At 64.9% G+C, this 16241-nt stretch carries 17 protein-coding genes; 9 read left to right on the forward strand and 8 right to left on the reverse strand.

Features of this window, described 5'->3' with window-relative positions:
* Nucleotides 1-45: 45 nt before the first annotated feature.
* On the reverse strand, nucleotides 46-1035 hold the full coding sequence (gene paaA, locus ACZ0AJ_RS16975; protein WP_499455666.1) for a 1,2-phenylacetyl-CoA epoxidase subunit PaaA: 990 nt from the start codon (nucleotides 1033-1035) through the stop codon (nucleotides 46-48).
* A 101-nt stretch (nucleotides 1036-1136) separates the two neighbouring features.
* On the opposite strand from paaA, the gene paaX reads away from it, so the two are divergent.
* Together paaX and ACZ0AJ_RS16985 are read left to right on the forward strand one after the other, a co-directional pair.
* Nucleotides 1137-2057 (forward strand): phenylacetic acid degradation operon negative regulatory protein PaaX, encoded by a 921-nt coding sequence (gene paaX, locus ACZ0AJ_RS16980; RefSeq protein WP_499455694.1) that lies wholly within the window; start codon nucleotides 1137-1139, stop codon nucleotides 2055-2057.
* Nucleotides 2058-2113: 56 nt separating this feature from the next.
* Nucleotides 2114-3247 carry a M14 family metallopeptidase gene (locus ACZ0AJ_RS16985; RefSeq protein ID WP_499455668.1) on the forward strand — a complete coding sequence of 378 codons (1134 nt, stop codon included), beginning with the start codon at nucleotides 2114-2116 and terminating at the stop codon, nucleotides 3245-3247.
* 479 nt (nucleotides 3248-3726) lie between these two features.
* Here ACZ0AJ_RS16985 and ACZ0AJ_RS16990 read toward each other — a convergent pair whose 3' ends face one another.
* Genes ACZ0AJ_RS16990 through pmbA form a run of 3 tightly spaced genes read right to left on the reverse strand, consistent with a single transcriptional unit; the run spans nucleotide 3727 to nucleotide 6244 of the window.
* Entirely contained in the window at nucleotides 3727-4623 is an 897-nt protein-coding gene (locus ACZ0AJ_RS16990) for a DUF4214 domain-containing protein (protein WP_499455670.1), read from the reverse strand.
* A gap of 19 nt (nucleotides 4624-4642) precedes the next feature.
* On the reverse strand, nucleotides 4643-4882 hold the full coding sequence (locus ACZ0AJ_RS16995) for a hypothetical protein (RefSeq protein ID WP_183556243.1): 240 nt from the start codon (nucleotides 4880-4882) through the stop codon (nucleotides 4643-4645).
* Nucleotides 4883-4891: 9 nt separating this feature from the next.
* Nucleotides 4892-6244 (reverse strand): metalloprotease PmbA, encoded by a 1353-nt coding sequence (gene pmbA, locus ACZ0AJ_RS17000; RefSeq protein WP_499455697.1) that lies wholly within the window; start codon nucleotides 6242-6244, stop codon nucleotides 4892-4894.
* 93 nt (nucleotides 6245-6337) lie between these two features.
* Between pmbA and yjgA the strand changes: the two genes are divergently transcribed.
* From yjgA to ACZ0AJ_RS17015, 3 genes are read left to right on the forward strand one after another with little or no spacing between them, the layout of a single operon-like run.
* Nucleotides 6338-6946 (forward strand): ribosome biogenesis factor YjgA, encoded by a 609-nt coding sequence (yjgA, locus tag ACZ0AJ_RS17005; RefSeq protein WP_332532208.1) that lies wholly within the window; start codon nucleotides 6338-6340, stop codon nucleotides 6944-6946.
* Nucleotides 6924-7553 carry a molybdopterin adenylyltransferase gene (gene mog, locus ACZ0AJ_RS17010; RefSeq protein ID WP_499455699.1) on the forward strand — a complete coding sequence of 210 codons (630 nt, stop codon included), beginning with the start codon at nucleotides 6924-6926 and terminating at the stop codon, nucleotides 7551-7553. The genes yjgA and mog overlap by 23 nt, the downstream gene beginning before the upstream one ends.
* Nucleotides 7550-8218, forward strand: coding sequence for an alpha/beta hydrolase (locus tag ACZ0AJ_RS17015; protein WP_499455700.1), 669 nt, complete (start codon nucleotides 7550-7552; stop codon nucleotides 8216-8218). The genes mog and ACZ0AJ_RS17015 overlap by 4 nt, the downstream gene beginning before the upstream one ends.
* Before the next feature lie 162 nt (nucleotides 8219-8380).
* Here ACZ0AJ_RS17015 and ACZ0AJ_RS17020 read toward each other — a convergent pair whose 3' ends face one another.
* A complete protein-coding gene (locus tag ACZ0AJ_RS17020; RefSeq protein WP_499455672.1) occupies nucleotides 8381-9706 on the reverse strand; it encodes an aspartate aminotransferase family protein in 1326 nt (441 codons plus the stop codon).
* 131 nt (nucleotides 9707-9837) lie between these two features.
* Here ACZ0AJ_RS17020 and ACZ0AJ_RS17025 point away from each other — a divergent pair, with 131 nt between their 5' ends.
* Nucleotides 9838-10395 carry a carboxymuconolactone decarboxylase family protein gene (locus ACZ0AJ_RS17025; RefSeq protein ID WP_499455673.1) on the forward strand — a complete coding sequence of 186 codons (558 nt, stop codon included), beginning with the start codon at nucleotides 9838-9840 and terminating at the stop codon, nucleotides 10393-10395.
* A 6-nt stretch (nucleotides 10396-10401) separates the two neighbouring features.
* Here the strand turns inward: ACZ0AJ_RS17025 and ACZ0AJ_RS17030 are convergent, their stop codons facing one another.
* Genes ACZ0AJ_RS17030 through ACZ0AJ_RS17040 form a run of 3 tightly spaced genes read right to left on the reverse strand, consistent with a single transcriptional unit; the run spans nucleotide 10402 to nucleotide 12227 of the window.
* Nucleotides 10402-11250: a fumarylacetoacetate hydrolase family protein gene (locus ACZ0AJ_RS17030; RefSeq protein WP_499455674.1), complete on the reverse strand. Its 849-nt coding sequence runs from the start codon at nucleotides 11248-11250 to the stop codon at nucleotides 10402-10404.
* A gap of 57 nt (nucleotides 11251-11307) precedes the next feature.
* Nucleotides 11308-11664, reverse strand: a complete 357-nt coding sequence (locus ACZ0AJ_RS17035; protein WP_183556235.1) for a c-type cytochrome — start codon at nucleotides 11662-11664, stop codon at nucleotides 11308-11310.
* Nucleotides 11661-12227, reverse strand: coding sequence for a c-type cytochrome (locus tag ACZ0AJ_RS17040; RefSeq protein ID WP_499455703.1), 567 nt, complete (start codon nucleotides 12225-12227; stop codon nucleotides 11661-11663). The genes ACZ0AJ_RS17035 and ACZ0AJ_RS17040 overlap by 4 nt, the downstream gene beginning before the upstream one ends.
* A 156-nt stretch (nucleotides 12228-12383) precedes the next feature.
* On the opposite strand from ACZ0AJ_RS17040, the gene ACZ0AJ_RS17045 reads away from it, so the two are divergent.
* Genes ACZ0AJ_RS17045 through ctaD form a run of 3 tightly spaced genes read left to right on the forward strand, consistent with a single transcriptional unit; the run spans nucleotide 12384 to nucleotide 16241 of the window.
* Entirely contained in the window at nucleotides 12384-12770 is a 387-nt protein-coding gene (locus tag ACZ0AJ_RS17045) for a c-type cytochrome (RefSeq protein ID WP_499455678.1), read from the forward strand.
* A gap of 1 nt (nucleotide 12771) precedes the next feature.
* Entirely contained in the window at nucleotides 12772-13740 is a 969-nt protein-coding gene (gene coxB / locus ACZ0AJ_RS17050) for a cytochrome c oxidase subunit II (protein ID WP_499455679.1), read from the forward strand.
* Nucleotides 13737-16241, forward strand: a complete 2505-nt coding sequence (ctaD, locus tag ACZ0AJ_RS17055) for a cytochrome c oxidase subunit I (RefSeq protein WP_499455681.1) — start codon at nucleotides 13737-13739, stop codon at nucleotides 16239-16241. The genes coxB and ctaD overlap by 4 nt, the downstream gene beginning before the upstream one ends.

The following is a 16241-nucleotide window of genomic DNA, read 5'->3' on the forward strand; positions in this document are numbered from 1 at the left end:
CCGTATTGCCATCGCATCGTGTGAGTGTGCGAATGTGCGGTGGAATCAGGCGGCCACTTTTTTTGCGGCCTGCTTGTCGGCGTGCGCGACCAGCGCGTCGCGGAACCATTCGCCGTCGTCCCAGGCCTTGACGCGCGTGCGCAGGCGCTCGCGGTTGCACGGGCCGTTGCCCTTCAAAACGTCGTAGAACTCGCTCCAGTCGATCGCGCCGAAGTCGTACGAGCCGCGTTCGGCATTCCATTTGAGGTCGGGATCCGGCACCGTCAGGCCCAGGTACTCGGCCTGGGGCACGGTCTGGTCGACCATGCGCTGGCGCAGTTCGTCGTTGGAGAACAGCTTGATGCGCCAGGCGCTCGACTGCGCGCTGTTGACCGACTCGGCATCGGACGGGCCGAACATCATCAGCGACGGCCACCACCAGCGATTGAGCGCATCCTGCGCCATCGCCTTCTGCTCGGGCGTGCCCTTCGCCAGCGCCATCATGATGTCGTAGCCCTGGCGCGCATGGAACGATTCTTCCTTGCAGACGCGGACCATGGCGCGCGCATACGGCCCGTACGAGCAGCGGCACAGCGGGATCTGGTTGATGATCGCCGAACCGTCGACCAGCCAGCCGATCGCGCCCATGTCAGCCCAGCTCAGGGTTGGGTAATTGAAGATGCTCGAATACTTGGCCTTACCGGCATGCAGCGCCGCCAGCAGCTCGTCGCGCGAGACGCCCAGGGTCTCGGCCGCGCTGTACAGATACAGGCCGTGGCCGGCCTCGTCCTGGATCTTGGCCAGCAGGACCGACTTGCGCTGCAGGGTCGGGGCGCGCGTGACCCAGTTGCCTTCCGGGAGCTGGCCGACGATCTCGGAATGGGCATGCTGCGAGATCTGCCGGATCAGCGTCTTGCGGTATGCTTCCGGCATCCAGTCCTTCGGTTCGATCTTGATCCCGGCGTCGATGCGCGCCTGGAATGCCCCCTCTTCGGCGCTCATGTCCTGTTCTGTGCGGACTTTATTGAGGCCTGTCTCCACCATTTGTGCGTACATGGATCTCTCCCGTTGCAAAATCTGTGCGAATCATAATACGATACAAAAAATCGGAAGTACACAATAATTTTGAATCATATCGAGCCAGCCCCGTGAATGACATGACCAGCACCCAGTGGATTGCCCACAGCCTGGCCACCGATCCGCCGCGCCACAAGTCGCTGGTAGTGACGATCTGCGGCGACGCGATCGCGCCCCACGGCGGCGCCTTCTGGCTCGGCAGCATGATCGAGCTGCTCGCCCCCTTTGGCGTGAACGACCGGCTGGTGCGCACCAACGTGTTCCGGCTGGTGCAGGAGGGCTGGCTGACGGCCAGCCGCGAGGGCCGGCGCAGTCGCTATGCGCTGGCGCCAACAGCGCTGCCGCGCTTCGAACGCGCCAACCGTCGCATCTACGCCGCGCCCGGTCAGGACTGGGATGGCCGCTGGACGTTCGTGCTGGCCACCAACGGCAGCATCGACAGCGACCTGCGCGCGCTGGTGCGCAAGGAACTTGAATGGGAAGGCTTTGCAATGCTGTCCAGCGGCGTGATGGCGCATCCGGCGCCCGACCGCGACCTGCTGCGCGACATCCTCGCGCGCACGGGTGCCGAGGGCCGCGTGTTCGTGTGCCAGGCCGATGAATTGCCGGATGCCGGTTCGCGCCCGCTGCCCGAACTGGTGGGCGACTGCTGGAACCTCGATGCGGTGGTGCTCGGGTACCGCGGCTTCATCGAGACGTTTGCGCCGCTGCCGGCGTTGCTGGCACGCGGCGATGTCAGCCCGGCGCACGCATTCGCGATCCGCACCTTGCTGATCCACGCCTACCGCCGCGTGCAGCTGCACGACCCGATGCTGCCGCTGCCCCTGCTGCCCGACCCGTGGCCGGGCGCCGACGCATATGCACTGGCGCGCACCATTTATCAACTGAGCCACGAACGCGCCGAGGAACACGTGCTGGCCATGCTGCGCGTCGAAGATGCGGCCACGCCCGACGCGGATGCGGCGTTTCGCGGCCGCTTCGGCGGGCTGGCGCCACGGTAGCGCGGCGAAAGCGGTATCATTTCTTCTTTGACGTCTTCCCAACACAGGACAACACCATGTCTATCAAGATCAGCAGCCAATTCGACGCTGGCGCCATCGAGGTCGTGAACGCCACGAGCGCGAACGCCATCGACCTGAACATCCGCAAGGATTCGCACGCCGACATCATCCAGTGGTTCTACTTCCGCCTGCAGGGCGCGCAAGGGCAAGCCTGCACCATCCGCCTGCTCAATGCCGGCAAGGCCGCCTATCCGGCCGGCTGGGAAAACTACCAGGCGATGGCGAGCTACGACCGCGTGAACTGGTTCCGCGTGCCGACATCGTTCGACGGCAACGTGCTGGCCATTGAGCACACGCCCGGCATGGACAGCGTGTATTACGCCTACTTCGAGCCGTATTCGTTCGAACGCCACCTCGAGCTGCTCGACCGCGCCCAGATGGCCGAAAACGTGCGCATGCTCGACCTGGGTTCGACCGTCGACGGCCGCGACCTGAACATGCTGGTGATTGGCGAGCCGGCCGAAGGCAAGAAGAAGGTCTGGGTCATCGCGCGACAGCACCCGGGCGAGACGATGGCCGAATGGTTCGTTGAAGGCATGCTCGACGCGCTGCTCGATCCGGCCAACCCGTTCGGCCGCCAGTTGCTCAAAGAGTCGGTGTTCTACGTCGTGCCGAACATGAACCCGGACGGCTCGGTACGCGGCAACCTGCGCACGAATGCCGCCGGCGCCAACCTGAACCGCGAGTGGCTCAATCCGAGCATGGAGCGCAGCCCGGAAGTCTTCCTGGTGCGCCAGAAGATGCACGAGACGGGCGTGGACGTGTGCCTCGACGTGCACGGCGACGAAGGCTTGCCGTACGTGTTCGTGGCCGGCAGCGAGTCGCTGCCGAACTTCACCGCCGAGCAAGGCGCGGCGCAGGCCAGCTTCATCGCCGACTTCAAGGTCGCCAGCCCCGACTTCCAGGACGTGCACGGCTACGGTAAGACGCCGTACACCGACCAGACCCTGACCATGGGCTCGCCGCACATCACGCACACCTTCGGCGCCCTGTCGCTGACGCTGGAACTGCCATTCAAGGACAATGCGAACGACCCGGATCCGCTGGTCGGCTGGGACGGCGCACGCAGCGCACGCCTGGGCGCGGCAGTGCTGCAGCCGGTGCTCAAGGCAATCCGCTCGCGCAAATAAGGACCGGCTCTGCAATGCAAAGCGCCGTCAAATCGACGGCGCTTTTTTTTATGCGTAGGGTGGGCGGGTACCCCGCCCACGCGTCCAACCAACCTTCGCATAACATGGAGCAAAGCTGGTTCAAACGCGTAAAGGTCCACAGCCGGGCTTTTTGAACCTAGCTTTTCACTGCAGCCGGGGTCCACAGCCGGGGTCAGGTCTGACATTCAGACACGACCTCAGCCTTAGTTTCTTCTAATGGTCTATTGCCCATTATTTGTGTGGCCCAATGCCAGCCAGTTCTGGTTATCCGACTGCCCGACTGTCGAGATCGTGTCCGAATGTCAGACCTGACCCCGGCTTTTTCAGTGCACGCCTGGGCGCGGCCGTGCTGCAGCCGGCGCTGAACACGATCCGCGCACACAAGTCGTCGCCTGCCACGCAATGCAAGGCGCCGTCAAACCGACGGCGCTTTTTTCATGCCTACGGTACGGAGAGCATCAACCGTACGGCACGTACTCGAAGCCGTTGGCGATGAGCGGCGCGACCGCCGCGATGTTTTCGGGGCTGTCGCTGATCGCGTCGAGTACCTGTGCGGCGGTTGCCTTGCCGCTGTCGAGCAGACCGGCCCAGTAGGCCAGGCCGCCTGCGTCGGGTGCACGTTCGAGGATGTTGGTGTAGTACTTCGTCACCAGGTCGGTATTGCTGGTCACGCCGCTGTACAGCCTGGCGTATTCGGCGCTGCCGATGAAGCCGGCGGCGATGTCGACGATGCTCAGGCCATCGTCGAGGCGGCCCATCCAGTACCCGAGACCGGCCAGGTCGGGCGCCCGGTCCAGCGCGGCCTGGTACAGGCGGTAGATGGTGCCGCCATTGTCGTTGGCGCCGACGTCGATGGCGATGTGCTTGTCAGTGAAGGCCAGGCGCTCCACGTTGATCAGGGTGTCGCTGCCGGCGGCGCCCGTGACCGCAAACGCGCTGTCGCTGCCACGCAGCATGTAGCTGGCGGCCGTGCCGCGATAGACGGCGGTGTCGATGCCGCCATAGCCATTGAGGAAATCATTGCCGGCGCTGCCGATGAGCGTGTCGGCGCCCGAGAGCACATAGGCGTAGGTCTGCTGCGTATCGAGTTCGTTGCGCGCGAATTGCGCAATCCGGGCGGCATCGAGCTGCGCATCCGAGACCCGGTAGACTTCGACGTTGTTCTGGAAATAGGACGTACCGGTGAACGTGCCGGCCACCCGGTCGATGCCGAGATAGGAGAAGGCGCCGCTGAAGGTCTGCTTGTTACCCGCACCCTCGATCGTGATGCGATTCTGGATCGCTTCGGTGATGGTCCACTCCCAGTCCTGGGCAGTACGGAAGTCGAATGCTCGATACAGCTCGATAGTGGCCATGCGCGATCCTTTCGGTGGATTACAGATCGACGCCCAAATGTGCCTTTACCCAGGCGTTGGCGTCGCTGCTGCTGTCGAAATGCAGGGTGGCGATCGCGGTTTTATCCGGCGCCAGGAAAGTGGCATACACCTTGCGGCCGTCCCCGCTCGAGCTGAGCAGATCGGATTGGGGAGCGAGCTCCACGGTGGCTACCAGGTCGAGGTTCAACAGCACCGTCTTGGGGCTGCTTTCCTTGTCGATGCGAACAAAGCGGGTCATGCGTTTTCCTTAGTTGCCGGCAATGACCATGTTCTCGATCAGAATCGAGCCCGTGGTCTTGTTGCCGCGAACCAGCGTGTCGGTGCCGACGGCAACGATCTGCTGGAACATATCGCGCATATTGCCGGCGATCGTGATTTCTTCGACCGGATACTGAATCACGCCCTGCTCGACCCAGTAACCGGATGCACCGCGCGAATAGTCGCCGGTGACGTAGTTGACGCCCTGCCCCATCAGTTCAGTAACCAGGAGGCCCGTGCCCAACTTGCGCAGCATGCCTTCGAAGTCATCGGTACGGCGGGTGGCCGTCGAGACGATCTCGAGGTTGTGCGCGCCGCCGGCGTTGCCGGTCGTTGGCATGCCCATCTTGCGCGCCGTATACGACGACAAGAAATAGCCTTGCAGCACGCCATCGCTGATCACCTTGCGGCGCACGGTCTTGACGCCCTCGTCATCGAACGGGGCCGAGCCGACGCCGCCGATCAGGTGCGGGTCTTCGACCACCTGGATATGCGATGGGAATACCGGCTTGTCGAGCATGTCGAGCAGGAACGTGGACTTGCGGTACAGCGCGCCACCGGAAACGGCTTGCACGAACGCGCCCAGGAGGCCCGCAGCCAGCGGCGCTTCGAACAGCACGGGGCAGGTGCAGGTGTTGAGCTTGCGGGCATTCAGGCGCGCCAGCGCGCGCTCGGCGGCGTAGCGGCCGACTTGTTCAGGCGCCGCCAGTTGCTTGGGATCGCGCGACGACGTGTACCAGTCGTCGCGCTGCATCCCGTTGCCCTTGCCGGCAATGGGCGCGACCGAGATCGTGTGACGCGAGAACGGGTAGCCGCCCAGAAAACCACGCGAATTGGCGGCCACGAAGTGCGACTGCTGCACGTAGACGCTGGCGCCTTCGCTGTTGGTGATGCGCTTGTCGACGGCGAACGCGGCGCCTTCGCAGCGCTGACCCAGCTCGACGGCTTGTTCGGTGGAGATCGGCCACGGGTAGAACAGGCGCAGGTCGCGCGGCGCGGTTTCGATCAGGTCGGCGTCGGGCAGACCGGCGCAGTCGTCCTCGGCCGTGAAGCGCGCGATGCTGGACGCGGCTTCGACCGTGGCCTTGAGCGAATCGGCGGAAAAATCGGACGTGCTCGCGTTGCCGCGGCGCTGGCCGAAATACACGGTGATGCCCAGGCCCTTGTCCTTGTTTTGCTCGATCGTCTCGATATTGCCTTTACGCACAGAAACCGACAGCCCGCTCCCTTCACTGATTTCGACCGCTGCATCGGACGCACCCTGCTCGCGCGCAAGCGCCAGCATGTCGCGCGCCAGCTGTTTCAGCTGATCCTGGGTGTGGGTAAAAGGGGTGTCATTCATGTGTGTTTTTCGTGGCCGTCCCTAAAACAGTTATCATAGCAGCCGTTTACTGTTTTCACTGATCGGCCCAGCGCCAATCAAATCATCCAAATCATGCCTAATCCAAATCGCGGCTCGGTGGGCTTCCAGTCCAACGAGTTCGAACCAGAGTACGACCGTCCTTCCAAATCTGAGCTCAAGCGCCAGTCGAACGAGTTGCAGAAGCTCGGCGAGCAGCTCGTCGAAGCGGCGCGCGACCGCGTCAAGCGCGTCGAGATGCCGGAGGACGTGCGCGATGCCATCCTCACGTGCCAGACCATTACCAACCACGAAGGCCGGCGCCGCGCGCTGCAATTCGTGGGCAAGAAAATGCGCACGCTGAACGAAGAAGAAGTCGCCGTCATCCAGCGCACGATCGACAGCTGGAAAGGCGCGTCGAAGGCCGAAACAGCATCGCTGCACGCGCTCGAACGCCGCCGCGACAAGCTGCTGTCGGACGACACGGCGCTGACCGTGCTGCTCGAAGAAAATCCCGAGCTCGACGTCCAGCACCTGCGCACCCTGATTCGCAACGCGCGCAAGGAAGTGGCCGAGTCCAAGCCGCCGAAAGCCTTCCGCGAAATCTTCCAGATCCTCAAGGACCTGCAAAAGAAGAAGAAAGCCGATGCGGCTGCCGCTGCCGACGACGAAGAAGCGAACGATGACGAGTCCGACGACGAGTAACGCTGTCGGCAACGACGAGCTGGTGATCGGCCTTGTCTCCGTTTCCGACCGCGCCAGCGGCGGGGTCTACGAAGACAAGGGCATCCCGGCGCTGAACGACTGGCTGGCCAGCGCGCTCACGACACCGTACCGGATCGAGACGCGCCTGATCCCGGACGAGCGCGCGGCCATCGAAGCCACGCTGATCGAGCTGGTCGACACGGCGCGCTGCCACCTGGTGCTCACCACCGGCGGCACCGGCCCGTCGCGGCGCGACGTCACGCCCGAGGCCACGCTGGCGGTGGCCACCAAAGAGATGCCGGGCTTTGGCGAGCAGATGCGCCAGATCAGCCTGCGCTTCGTGCCGACCGCGATCCTGTCGCGCCAGACCGCCGTGATCCGTGAAACCGCCGACCACGCGGCCCTGATCATGAACCTGCCGGGCCAGCCCAAGTCGATCAAGGAAACGCTCGAAGGCCTCAAGGACGACGCCGGCGCCACGATTGTCGGCGGCATCTTTGCGGCCGTGCCCTACTGCGTCGACCTGATCGGTGGCCCGTATATGGAAACCAATCCGGCGGTGAGCAAGACCTTCCGCCCCAAATCGGCATTGCGAAAGACACCATGACCCAGTTGCTGGACAATATCGAAATCGAGACCGCCCCGAATCCGACCATCGCCGTCGTCTGGCTGCACGGCCTGGGCGCCGACGGCAACGACTTCGTGCCGCTCGTGCGCGAACTAGACCTGACCGGCCTGCCGGGCATCCGCTTCGTGTTCCCGCATGCGAACACGATGCCGGTGACGATCAACGGCGGCTACGTGATGCGCTCGTGGTACGACATCGTCGCCACCGACCTCACGCGGCGCGAAGACGAAGGCGGCCTGCGCGCATCGCAGCTGCAGGTCGAGGCGCTGATCGCCCGCGAAAAAGCGCGTGGCATCCCGGCCTCGCGCATCATCCTGGCCGGCTTCTCGCAGGGTTGCGCGATGACGCTGCAGACTGGCCTGCGCCATCCAGAGAAACTGGCGGGCATGCTGTGCCTGTCGGGCTACCTGCCGCTGTCCAGCGTCGCCGGTGCCGAGCGCAGCGAAGCAAGCGTGGGTACGCCGATCTTCATGGCGCACGGCGTGCAGGATCCGGTGGTGCCGTTTGCCCGCGCCGAAGAGTCGCGCAAGGTCGTCGAGGCGCTCGGCTACCAGGTCGAGTGGCATGCGTATCCGATGCAGCACACGCTGTGCCTCGAAGAGGTGCAGGACATCTCGGCCTGGATTCGCAAGGTCGTGGCTTGATTTGACGTGACTGGTGTGCGGGGCTGACTTGGATTCCCGCCTTCGCGGGAATGACGTGCATTGGTAGCCGACTACGGTCATTCATCTTGGCCACGTGCCTGAAAAAACGTCGTTCCCGCGAAGGCGGGAACCCAAGTTTCGAAGCGCACCACCAACGCCACATCAGCCCACGATCGCCGCCTCCACCGCATCGGCAAGCCGCGACACAATCTCCGACAACTCCCCCGGCGTCACGATGAACGGCGGCGCCAGCAACACATGGTCACCATGCTGACCATCGATCGTCCCGCCCATCGGATACACCAGCAAGCCGCGCGCCATCGCCTCGGCCTTGATCGCCGCGTGTAGTTTGACCTCCGGCGCGAACGGCGCTTTCGTCTCCCGGTCACGCACGAATTCCAGCGCCAGGAACAGCCCGCGCCCGCGGATATCGCCCACGTGCTCGTGCGTGCCAAACGCATCGCCCAGCATCTGCCGCAGCAATGCGCCGCGGCGCTGCACTTGGGCCAGCAGGTCGTCACGCTCGATCACCTGCTGCACCGCCAGCGCCGCCGCTGCCGCCACCGGGTGGCCGATATACGTGTGCCCGTGCTGGAACATGCCGCTGCGCTGGCGCAGCGTGTCGACGATCGCCTCGTGTGCCAGCACCGCGCCGATCGGCTGGTAGCCGGCGCCCAGGCCCTTGGCCACGGCCACGATGTCCGGCGCCACGCCCTCCTGCCCGATCGCGTACATGCTGCCGGTGCGGCCCATGCCACACATGACCTCATCGGCGATGAACAGGATGCGGTGCCGGTCGCAGATATCGCGCACGCCCTGGAAGTAGCCCGGCGTGGGCGGGATCGCGCCGCCGGTGGCGCCCACCACCGGCTCGGCGACAAAAGCGATGATGGTGTCCGGCCCGGCCTTGATGACGGCCGTTTCGAGTTCGTCGAGCAGGCCGGCGGTGTAGTCGTCGAGCGACATGCCTTCGCTGCAGCCCCGGTAGGCATAGCAGGGCGCGACGCGCAGCGCCTCCTTCAGCAGCGGGGCAAAGGCGCGCTTGCGCCACTCGTTGCCGCCCACGCCCAGCGCGCCGAGCGTGTTGCCGTGGTAGCTCTGGCGACGCGCGATGAATTGCGTGCGCTGCGGCTCGCCCGCCTCGACCCAGTACTGGCGCGCCAGCTTGAGCGCGGTCTCCATCGCTTCCGAACCGCCCGAGACGAAATACACGCCGCCCATGTCCTGCGGCCCGCCGGCGATCAGGCGATCGGCCAGTTGCTCGGCCACTTCGGTGGTAAAGAACGCGGTGTGGGCGTACGCGCAGCGGTCGATCTGACGGTGCATAGCCGCGATCACGTCCGGGTGACCGTGGCCCAGCGACGACACGGCGGCGCCGCTGCTGGCGTCGAGGTAGGTCTTGCCGGTGCTGTCGCGCAGCACGATGCCGGCGCCGCCAACCGCCGTGGGCGGCATCTGGCGCAGGTTGCGGTGGATGATGTGGCTCATGGACGGCTCCCTCGGCGGTGGCTGCAACGCTTGACGATAAGCGTGCTCCGAGGCACTTCTTTTGATTTTTAGCGCGGGCCGTGCGAATATTTTCCTGCCTTCAATTTCGATACAACAGGCGGGTATGCTCGATGAATGAACGTCTCGGCCCCATCCCCGATCACGCCTTGACCACGGCCCAGCGCGCCGCCGCGCAGGAGATCATCGACGGCCCGCGGGGCGCCGTCTACGGCCCGTTCGTGCCGCTGCTGCGCAGTCCCGAACTGATGCTGCATGCGCAGCGCATGGGCGAGTACCTGCGCTACCGCAGCGCGCTCGGTGTGCGGTTGTCGGAGCTGGCGATCCTGGTCACGGCACGCCAGTGGGACCAAGCCGTCGAATGGGCGATCCACGCGCCGATCGCAGCGCAGGCGGGGATTCCGGCAGCGGTGATTGCAAAGATTGCAGAGCGCGAGCGGCCCGCCGATATGCTGGTCGACGAGGCGGTGGTGCACGACTTCTGCATCGAGCTGCACGAGACAAAGGCGGTGTCGGACCGCGTGTATGCGGACGCGCTGGCGCTGTTTGGTGAACAGGGCGCGGTCGACTTGATGGGGATCTGCGGCTACTACACGCTGCTGGCGATGGTGATGAATACAGCGCGCACCGCCGTACCGGATACAGGCGAGCCGCGCGGCAGCCCGCCTTGATACCCCTTACTTCGGATACGCCACGACGTCGGCCTGCTGCTCGCCGAGACCGGCGATCCCCAGGCGCAGCTGGTCGCCCTTTTTCAGGAAGCGCTGCGGCTTGCGGCCCATGCCCACGCCCGGCGGCGTGCCGGTGGTGATGATGTCGCCAGGTTCGAGCGTCATGAAGCGCGACACGTAGCTCACGAGGTGCGCGACGCTGAAGATCATGCTGGCCGTGTTCCCGGTCTGCATGCGCTTGCCGTTCAGTTCCAGGTACAGGTCGAGGTCCTGCACGTCGAGGATATCGTCGCGCGTGACGAGGAACGGACCAACCGGGCCGAAGGTATCGCAGCCCTTGCCCTTGTCCCACTGCGAACCCATCTCGAACTGGAAGGCGCGCTCGGTGACATCGTTGACCACGCAATAGCCAGCCACGAACTTGAGCGCCTCTTCTTCGCTCACGTACTGCGCGCGCGTGCCGATGATCACCCCGAGCTCGACTTCCCAGTCAGTTTTCTTCGAGCCTTTCGGCAGCTGGATCGGATCGTCCGGGCCGTTCAAGGCGCTGATCGCCTTGGTGAAGAAGATCGGTTCGGCCGGCACCTCGGCGCCCGTTTCGCGCACGTGGTCCAGGTAGTTCATGCCGATGCCGATGAATTTGCCGATGCCCTTGACCGGCACGCCCAGACGCGGATTGCCACGCACGAGCGGCAGCGTTTTCTGGTCGAGCTTGGCGAGTTTGCGCAGCGCCTTGTCGGACAGCTGCGACGGATCGATGTCGTCGATGATGCCGGACAGGTCGCGCAGGCGGCCCTCTTCATCGAACAGGCCCGGCTTTTCCTTGCCCGGGCGGCCATAGCGGACCAGTCTCATGATGTCATTCCTGTAGAAAAACGCGAATGATACCAATGAATGGGATCAATGAATGCGCTAGTGGCTCAGCAGGTAGGCGCTGATATCGATCGCATCGCGCTCGCTCACGCCCATGTTCGGCATCGCATTGCCCGGATCGATCGCCTGCGGATCGCGGATCCAGCGCACCAGGTTGGCCTGCGTGTTGGGCAGCTTGCCCGCGATGTAACGCTGCTGCGCGAGCTCGTCGAGCGGCCGGCCCACGCGCACGTCCGAACCGGGCACGCCCGGCACCACGTGGCAGGAGTGGCAGGCGTATTGCGCGGCGGCGATCTTGCCGCGCATCGGGTCGCCGACGAGGCCAGGGGCCAGTTTCGGGCCGCAGCCGGCCAGCAGCGCGGACACGCCAAGGAGGATGGTGATCGTGGATTTCATGGCTGGCCTTCCTGACCCTGCTGTGCGCGGCCTGTTGCTGTCTGCTCGACATGCGCCGGGACCGCACCGCCCGCCGTCATGCGTTTGAAGTCCTGGCTCGTCATGCCCGGCATGGCGCCCACGAACGCCACCACCGCCCACATGTCCGGCTCGCTCAAGTGGTATTCCCAGGCCGGCATGCCGCTCATCTTGATGCCGTTGCGGGTGATCCAGTACAGCTCGCGCGTCTTCCAGTTGACATCGGCATCCACCAGCGGGCCCGGGGCCGGCTGCATGCTCATCCCGATCGTATTGGGCGCGACGCCCGGGCCGCCGTGGCATTGCACGCAGTTGGCCTGGTAGACCAGCGCGCCGCGCTGCAGGCGTTCGGGCGTGTTCAGGTTGGGTGGCACCACGATCTCGCGCGCATGGTTCTGCACCGAGTACTGCATGCCCTCGCCCAGCACGGTGTACACCAGCGCGTAGTGCTGCGTGATCGCACTCAAGTCATAGAAGCCGCCGCGCAGCACGATCAGACCACCGACGGCGCCGATCGTGCCTGCCCCCAGCAGGGTCAGGACCATGGTCTTGACAATAAGTCGTGCGCGATTCGATAGCATAGCCTAGGGCGTCCAGTTGAAAGAATGACATCTACTTTCCTTGTATTATAAAAGCCATCGCTTTTTCACGAAAAATCAACCGTGCGCAACCCATCTCGTCAATATCAAGGCCTGTCTTCTGTGCTGAGGGCATTCCGCCCTACGCGCCTGACAACGGGCGCCCTGCTCTGCGCCGCAGCCCTGGCGAGCGGCTGCGCAAAAGAAGAACCCGCCTCGCGCGTTGTGGGCGGCGATCCCGAACGTGGCCGCTTACTGGTGCAGCAGTACCAGTGCGCCGCCTGCCACTTCATCCCCGAAGTACAGGGTCCGAACGGCGATGCCGGTCCGTCACTGCAGTACATGGGTCGCCTGAGCTATATCGCCGGCAGCATTCCGAACCAGCCCGAGAACATGATCCGCTTCCTTCAGAATCCCCCTGCCGTGAAACCCGGCACCCTGATGCCGGCGCTCGGTATCACCGACGACGAGGCGCGCCACATGGCCGCCTTCATGTATTCGCTCAAATAATATGACTCCCTTGAGCGACATCCAGTCCGTCATGCATCCGGCCGGCGCCGACGCGGCCATCATCTATCAGTTCACATGGGTCCTGTTCGTCGGCGGCACCGTGATCTTTGCCATCGTCATGGGCCTGCTCGCGCTGGCCATGCGGCGCCAGGCGCGCCCGATCACGCCTGGCGTCTGGATCCTCGGCGCCGGCATTGCATTCCCCGTCATCGTTCTGACCGCGCTGCTCAGCTGGAGCACGTGGCGCACCGGCCAACTGGTGCCGCAAACCTCGCACAAGGCATTGACCATCTCCGTGACCGGCAAGATGTGGTGGTGGGAAGTGCGCTACCGCGACCCGGCCAGCAACCGCGAAATCATCAGCGCCAACGAGATCGTCATTCCGGTCGGCGAATCGGTATACCTGGGCTTGACCGCATCGGACGTGATCCACAGCCTGTGGGTGCCGTCGCTGGCGGGCAAGCGCGACATGATCCCGGGCCGCGTCACGGGCCTGAACCTGCGCGCCGACAAGCCGGGCACCTACCGCGGCCAGTGCGCCGAATACTGCGGCGAGCAGCACGCCCGCATGGCGTTCCACGTGATCGCCCTGCCACGCCCCGAGTTCGACGCCTGGCTCGCACGCCAGGCCCAGCCGGCCGCGCCGGCCGACACCACGGTGCTGCAGCGCGGCCGCGAGGCCTTCCTCGCGCAGCAGTGCCAGACCTGCCACACGATCCGCGGCGTGACCGATGTCGCGCCGCAGCTGGATGCCCGGATTGCCGATGCCCCGCGCCTCGGCCCCGACCTCACGCACATCGGCAGCCGCCGGCACATCGCCGCCGGCACGCTGCGCAACCACCGCGGTACGCTGGCCGGCTGGATCGCCGACCCGCAAGCCATCAAAACGGGCGTCTTCATGCCGCCCTCCCCGGACCTGGACGGCGAGACCCTGCGCGCACTGGCCACCTACCTTGAGCACCTGAAATGACGCGCGACGCAACCTTACCCAATTCCGCCCCACGCCCGCCAGAGGAGCTGGAAAAACTGGAGGCCGTGTGGAAGACGCCATCCGGTCTGGGCTTCTTCAAGTCGGTCAACAACACCAATATCGGCCTGCTGTACATCGGCACCGCGATCCTATTCTTCATCCTGGCCGGCATCCTGGCCCTGATCATGCGGGTGCAGCTGTCGGTGCCGGACAACGACCTGGTCTCGGCCGGCACCTACAACCAGATCTTCACGATGCACGGCACCGTGATGATGTTCCTGTTCGCGATTCCGATCGTCGAGGCGATCGCCGTCTACCTGCTGCCGAATATGCTGGGCGCGCGCGATCTACCGTTCCCGCGCCTGTCGGCGTATGCGTTCTGGTGCTACGCCTTTGGTGGCCTGGCGTTCTTCTGCACGCTGTTCTGGGGTCTGGCGCCGGACGGCGGCTGGTTCATGTACCCGCCGCTGACGGGCATGAAGTATTCGCCTGGCCTCAACGCCGACTTCTGGCTGCTGGGGATTGGCTTCATCGAGATTTCCGCCATTGCCGGCGCCATCGAGCTGATCGTCGGCATCCTGTTTACCCGCGCGCCCGGCATGACGCTGCGCCGCATGCCGGTGTATGCGTGGGCCATGCTGGTCGTGGGGGTGATGATCGTGATCGCCTTCCCGGCCGTGATTGCCGGCACGGCGCTGCTCGAACTCGAGCGCGCGCTGAACCTGCCGATCTTCGACCCCGAACGCGGCGGCGACCCGATCATCTGGCAGCACCTGTTCTGGTTCTTCGGCCACCCCGAGGTCTACATCATCTTCCTGCCGGCCGCCGGCATGATCTCGACGATGATCCCGACCATCGCCGGCAACCGCCTGGTCGGCCGCCGCGCGATCGTCGTTGCGCTGGTCGGCGTGGGCATCTTCAGCTTCGGCCTGTGGGCGCACCACATGTTCACGGCGGGCCTGGGCGTCATTGAAATGAGCCTGATCTCGGCGGCCAGCATGGCCGTGGCGATCCCCACCGGCATCCAGGTGTTCGGCTGGATCGCCACGCTCTGGAGTGGCCGCATCAGGATGAATGCGCCGACGCTGTTCATGCTCGGCTTCATGTTCATCTTCGTGCTGGGCGGCCTGACCGGCGTGATGGTGGCCGTGATCCCGTTCGACTGGCAGGTGCACGACACCTACTTCATCGTGGCCCACCTGCACTATGTGCTCATCGGCGGCATGGTGTTCCCGGTGTTTGCCGCGATCTACTACTGGATCCCGCTCATCAACGGCAACACGATGTCCGAGCGCCTGTCGAAATGGACCTTCTGGCTGTTGTTCGGGGGCTTCAACATCAGCTTCTTCCCGATGCACATCACGGGCCTGTTCGGCATGCCGCGCCGCGTCTACACGTATTCGAGCGAGATGGGCTGGGATGCGCTGAACATGATCTCCACCCTGGGCTCGTTCCTGTTCGCCCTGGGCATCCTCTTGATGATCGTCGACGCCACGCGCACGCTGCGCCGTCCGACCAAGGACGTGGGCAATCCGTGGAATGCGGCCACCCTCGAATGGCTGCCGTCGGAAGACTACGGCAACCGCAGCATCCCGATCATCACGTCGGACGACCCGCTGTGGGACCAGCCGACGCTGTCGAAGGAAGTCGCCGAAGGCCGCCACTACCTGCCGAACACCGTCACCGGCCGCCGCGAAACCATCTCCACCAGCCCGGTCAGCGCCAGGCCGACCTACCTGATGATCCTGCCGGGCGACAGCTGGCTGACCGTGCTGGGCGCCTTCGGCACCGCCGGCTTCTTCCTGCTGCTGACCGTCAAGGCCAACGTGCTGGCGATCATCTGCGGCCTGATCGCCATCGGCTCGATCATTGCCTGGCTGTGGCAGTCGGACCAGAAGGTGCCGATGCGCGAAGCCGACATCGGCGGCGGCGTCACGCTGCCGATCGGCGCGCGCGGCACGGCGTCGCACTCGTGGTGGGGCACGTTCATCATGCTGATCGTGCTGTTCCTGATCTACTGCTCGTTCGCCTACGTCTACATCCACACATCGATGCGGCTGCAGATCTGCCCACCGCCGGGCGCATCGCTGCCGGCGTGGTCGTGGACGCTGCTGTCGGCCGCCCTGCTGCTGGGCGGTTCCGCGCTGGTGTGGCTGAGCGACCGGGTCTCGAACAAGCTCACGCCGTGGGTGCTGATCGTGGCACTGGCGTGCACCGCCGGCGCCTTCGGTGTCGACGTCTACAGCTGGCGCCTGGTGAACCTGGACGGCACCCGCGACACGTGGAGTGCATCGATCTCGATCCTGCTCGGCTTCCAGGGCATCATGCTGTTCGTGCTGCTGCTGGCCGCGCCGTACCTGTGCGTGCGCGCCTGGCGCGGCATGATCGTCCCCGAGAACCGTGCCACGCGCGACAATATCGCGCTGATCTGGCACTACGTGACGCTGCAGGGCTTCGCCGGATTCCTGGTGATCCGCGGCCTGCTGCTGGTGATGGAGTGA

The organism is Telluria sp. AC161 (assembly GCF_979258535.1).

What these genes read in the sequence shown, in the direction of transcription:
- ACZ0AJ_RS16995 (WP_183556243.1), bottom strand. Translation starts at nt 4,882, where the DNA reads ATGACCCGCTTTGTTCGCATCGACAAGGAAAGCAGCCCCAAGACGGTG.
- ACZ0AJ_RS17015 (WP_499455700.1), top strand. Translation starts at nt 7,550, where the DNA reads ATGACCCAGTTGCTGGACAATATCGAAATCGAGACCGCCCCGAATCCG.
- ACZ0AJ_RS17035 (WP_183556235.1), bottom strand. Translation starts at nt 11,664, where the DNA reads ATGAAATCCACGATCACCATCCTCCTTGGCGTGTCCGCGCTGCTGGCC.
- paaX (WP_499455694.1), top strand. Translation starts at nt 1,137, where the DNA reads ATGACCAGCACCCAGTGGATTGCCCACAGCCTGGCCACCGATCCGCCG.
- ACZ0AJ_RS16990 (WP_499455670.1), bottom strand. Translation starts at nt 4,623, where the DNA reads ATGGCCACTATCGAGCTGTATCGAGCATTCGACTTCCGTACTGCCCAG.
- mog (WP_499455699.1), top strand. Translation starts at nt 6,924, where the DNA reads ATGACGAGTCCGACGACGAGTAACGCTGTCGGCAACGACGAGCTGGTG.
- yjgA (WP_332532208.1), top strand. Translation starts at nt 6,338, where the DNA reads ATGCCTAATCCAAATCGCGGCTCGGTGGGCTTCCAGTCCAACGAGTTC.
- ACZ0AJ_RS17020 (WP_499455672.1), bottom strand. Translation starts at nt 9,706, where the DNA reads ATGAGCCACATCATCCACCGCAACCTGCGCCAGATGCCGCCCACGGCG.
- ACZ0AJ_RS17025 (WP_499455673.1), top strand. Translation starts at nt 9,838, where the DNA reads ATGAATGAACGTCTCGGCCCCATCCCCGATCACGCCTTGACCACGGCC.
- pmbA (WP_499455697.1), bottom strand. Translation starts at nt 6,244, where the DNA reads ATGAATGACACCCCTTTTACCCACACCCAGGATCAGCTGAAACAGCTG.
- ACZ0AJ_RS17030 (WP_499455674.1), bottom strand. Translation starts at nt 11,250, where the DNA reads ATGAGACTGGTCCGCTATGGCCGCCCGGGCAAGGAAAAGCCGGGCCTG.
- ACZ0AJ_RS16985 (WP_499455668.1), top strand. Translation starts at nt 2,114, where the DNA reads ATGTCTATCAAGATCAGCAGCCAATTCGACGCTGGCGCCATCGAGGTC.
- paaA (WP_499455666.1), bottom strand. Translation starts at nt 1,035, where the DNA reads ATGTACGCACAAATGGTGGAGACAGGCCTCAATAAAGTCCGCACAGAA.
- coxB (WP_499455679.1), top strand. Translation starts at nt 12,772, where the DNA reads ATGACTCCCTTGAGCGACATCCAGTCCGTCATGCATCCGGCCGGCGCC.
- ACZ0AJ_RS17040 (WP_499455703.1), bottom strand. Translation starts at nt 12,227, where the DNA reads ATGGTCCTGACCCTGCTGGGGGCAGGCACGATCGGCGCCGTCGGTGGT.
- ctaD (WP_499455681.1), top strand. Translation starts at nt 13,737, where the DNA reads ATGACGCGCGACGCAACCTTACCCAATTCCGCCCCACGCCCGCCAGAG.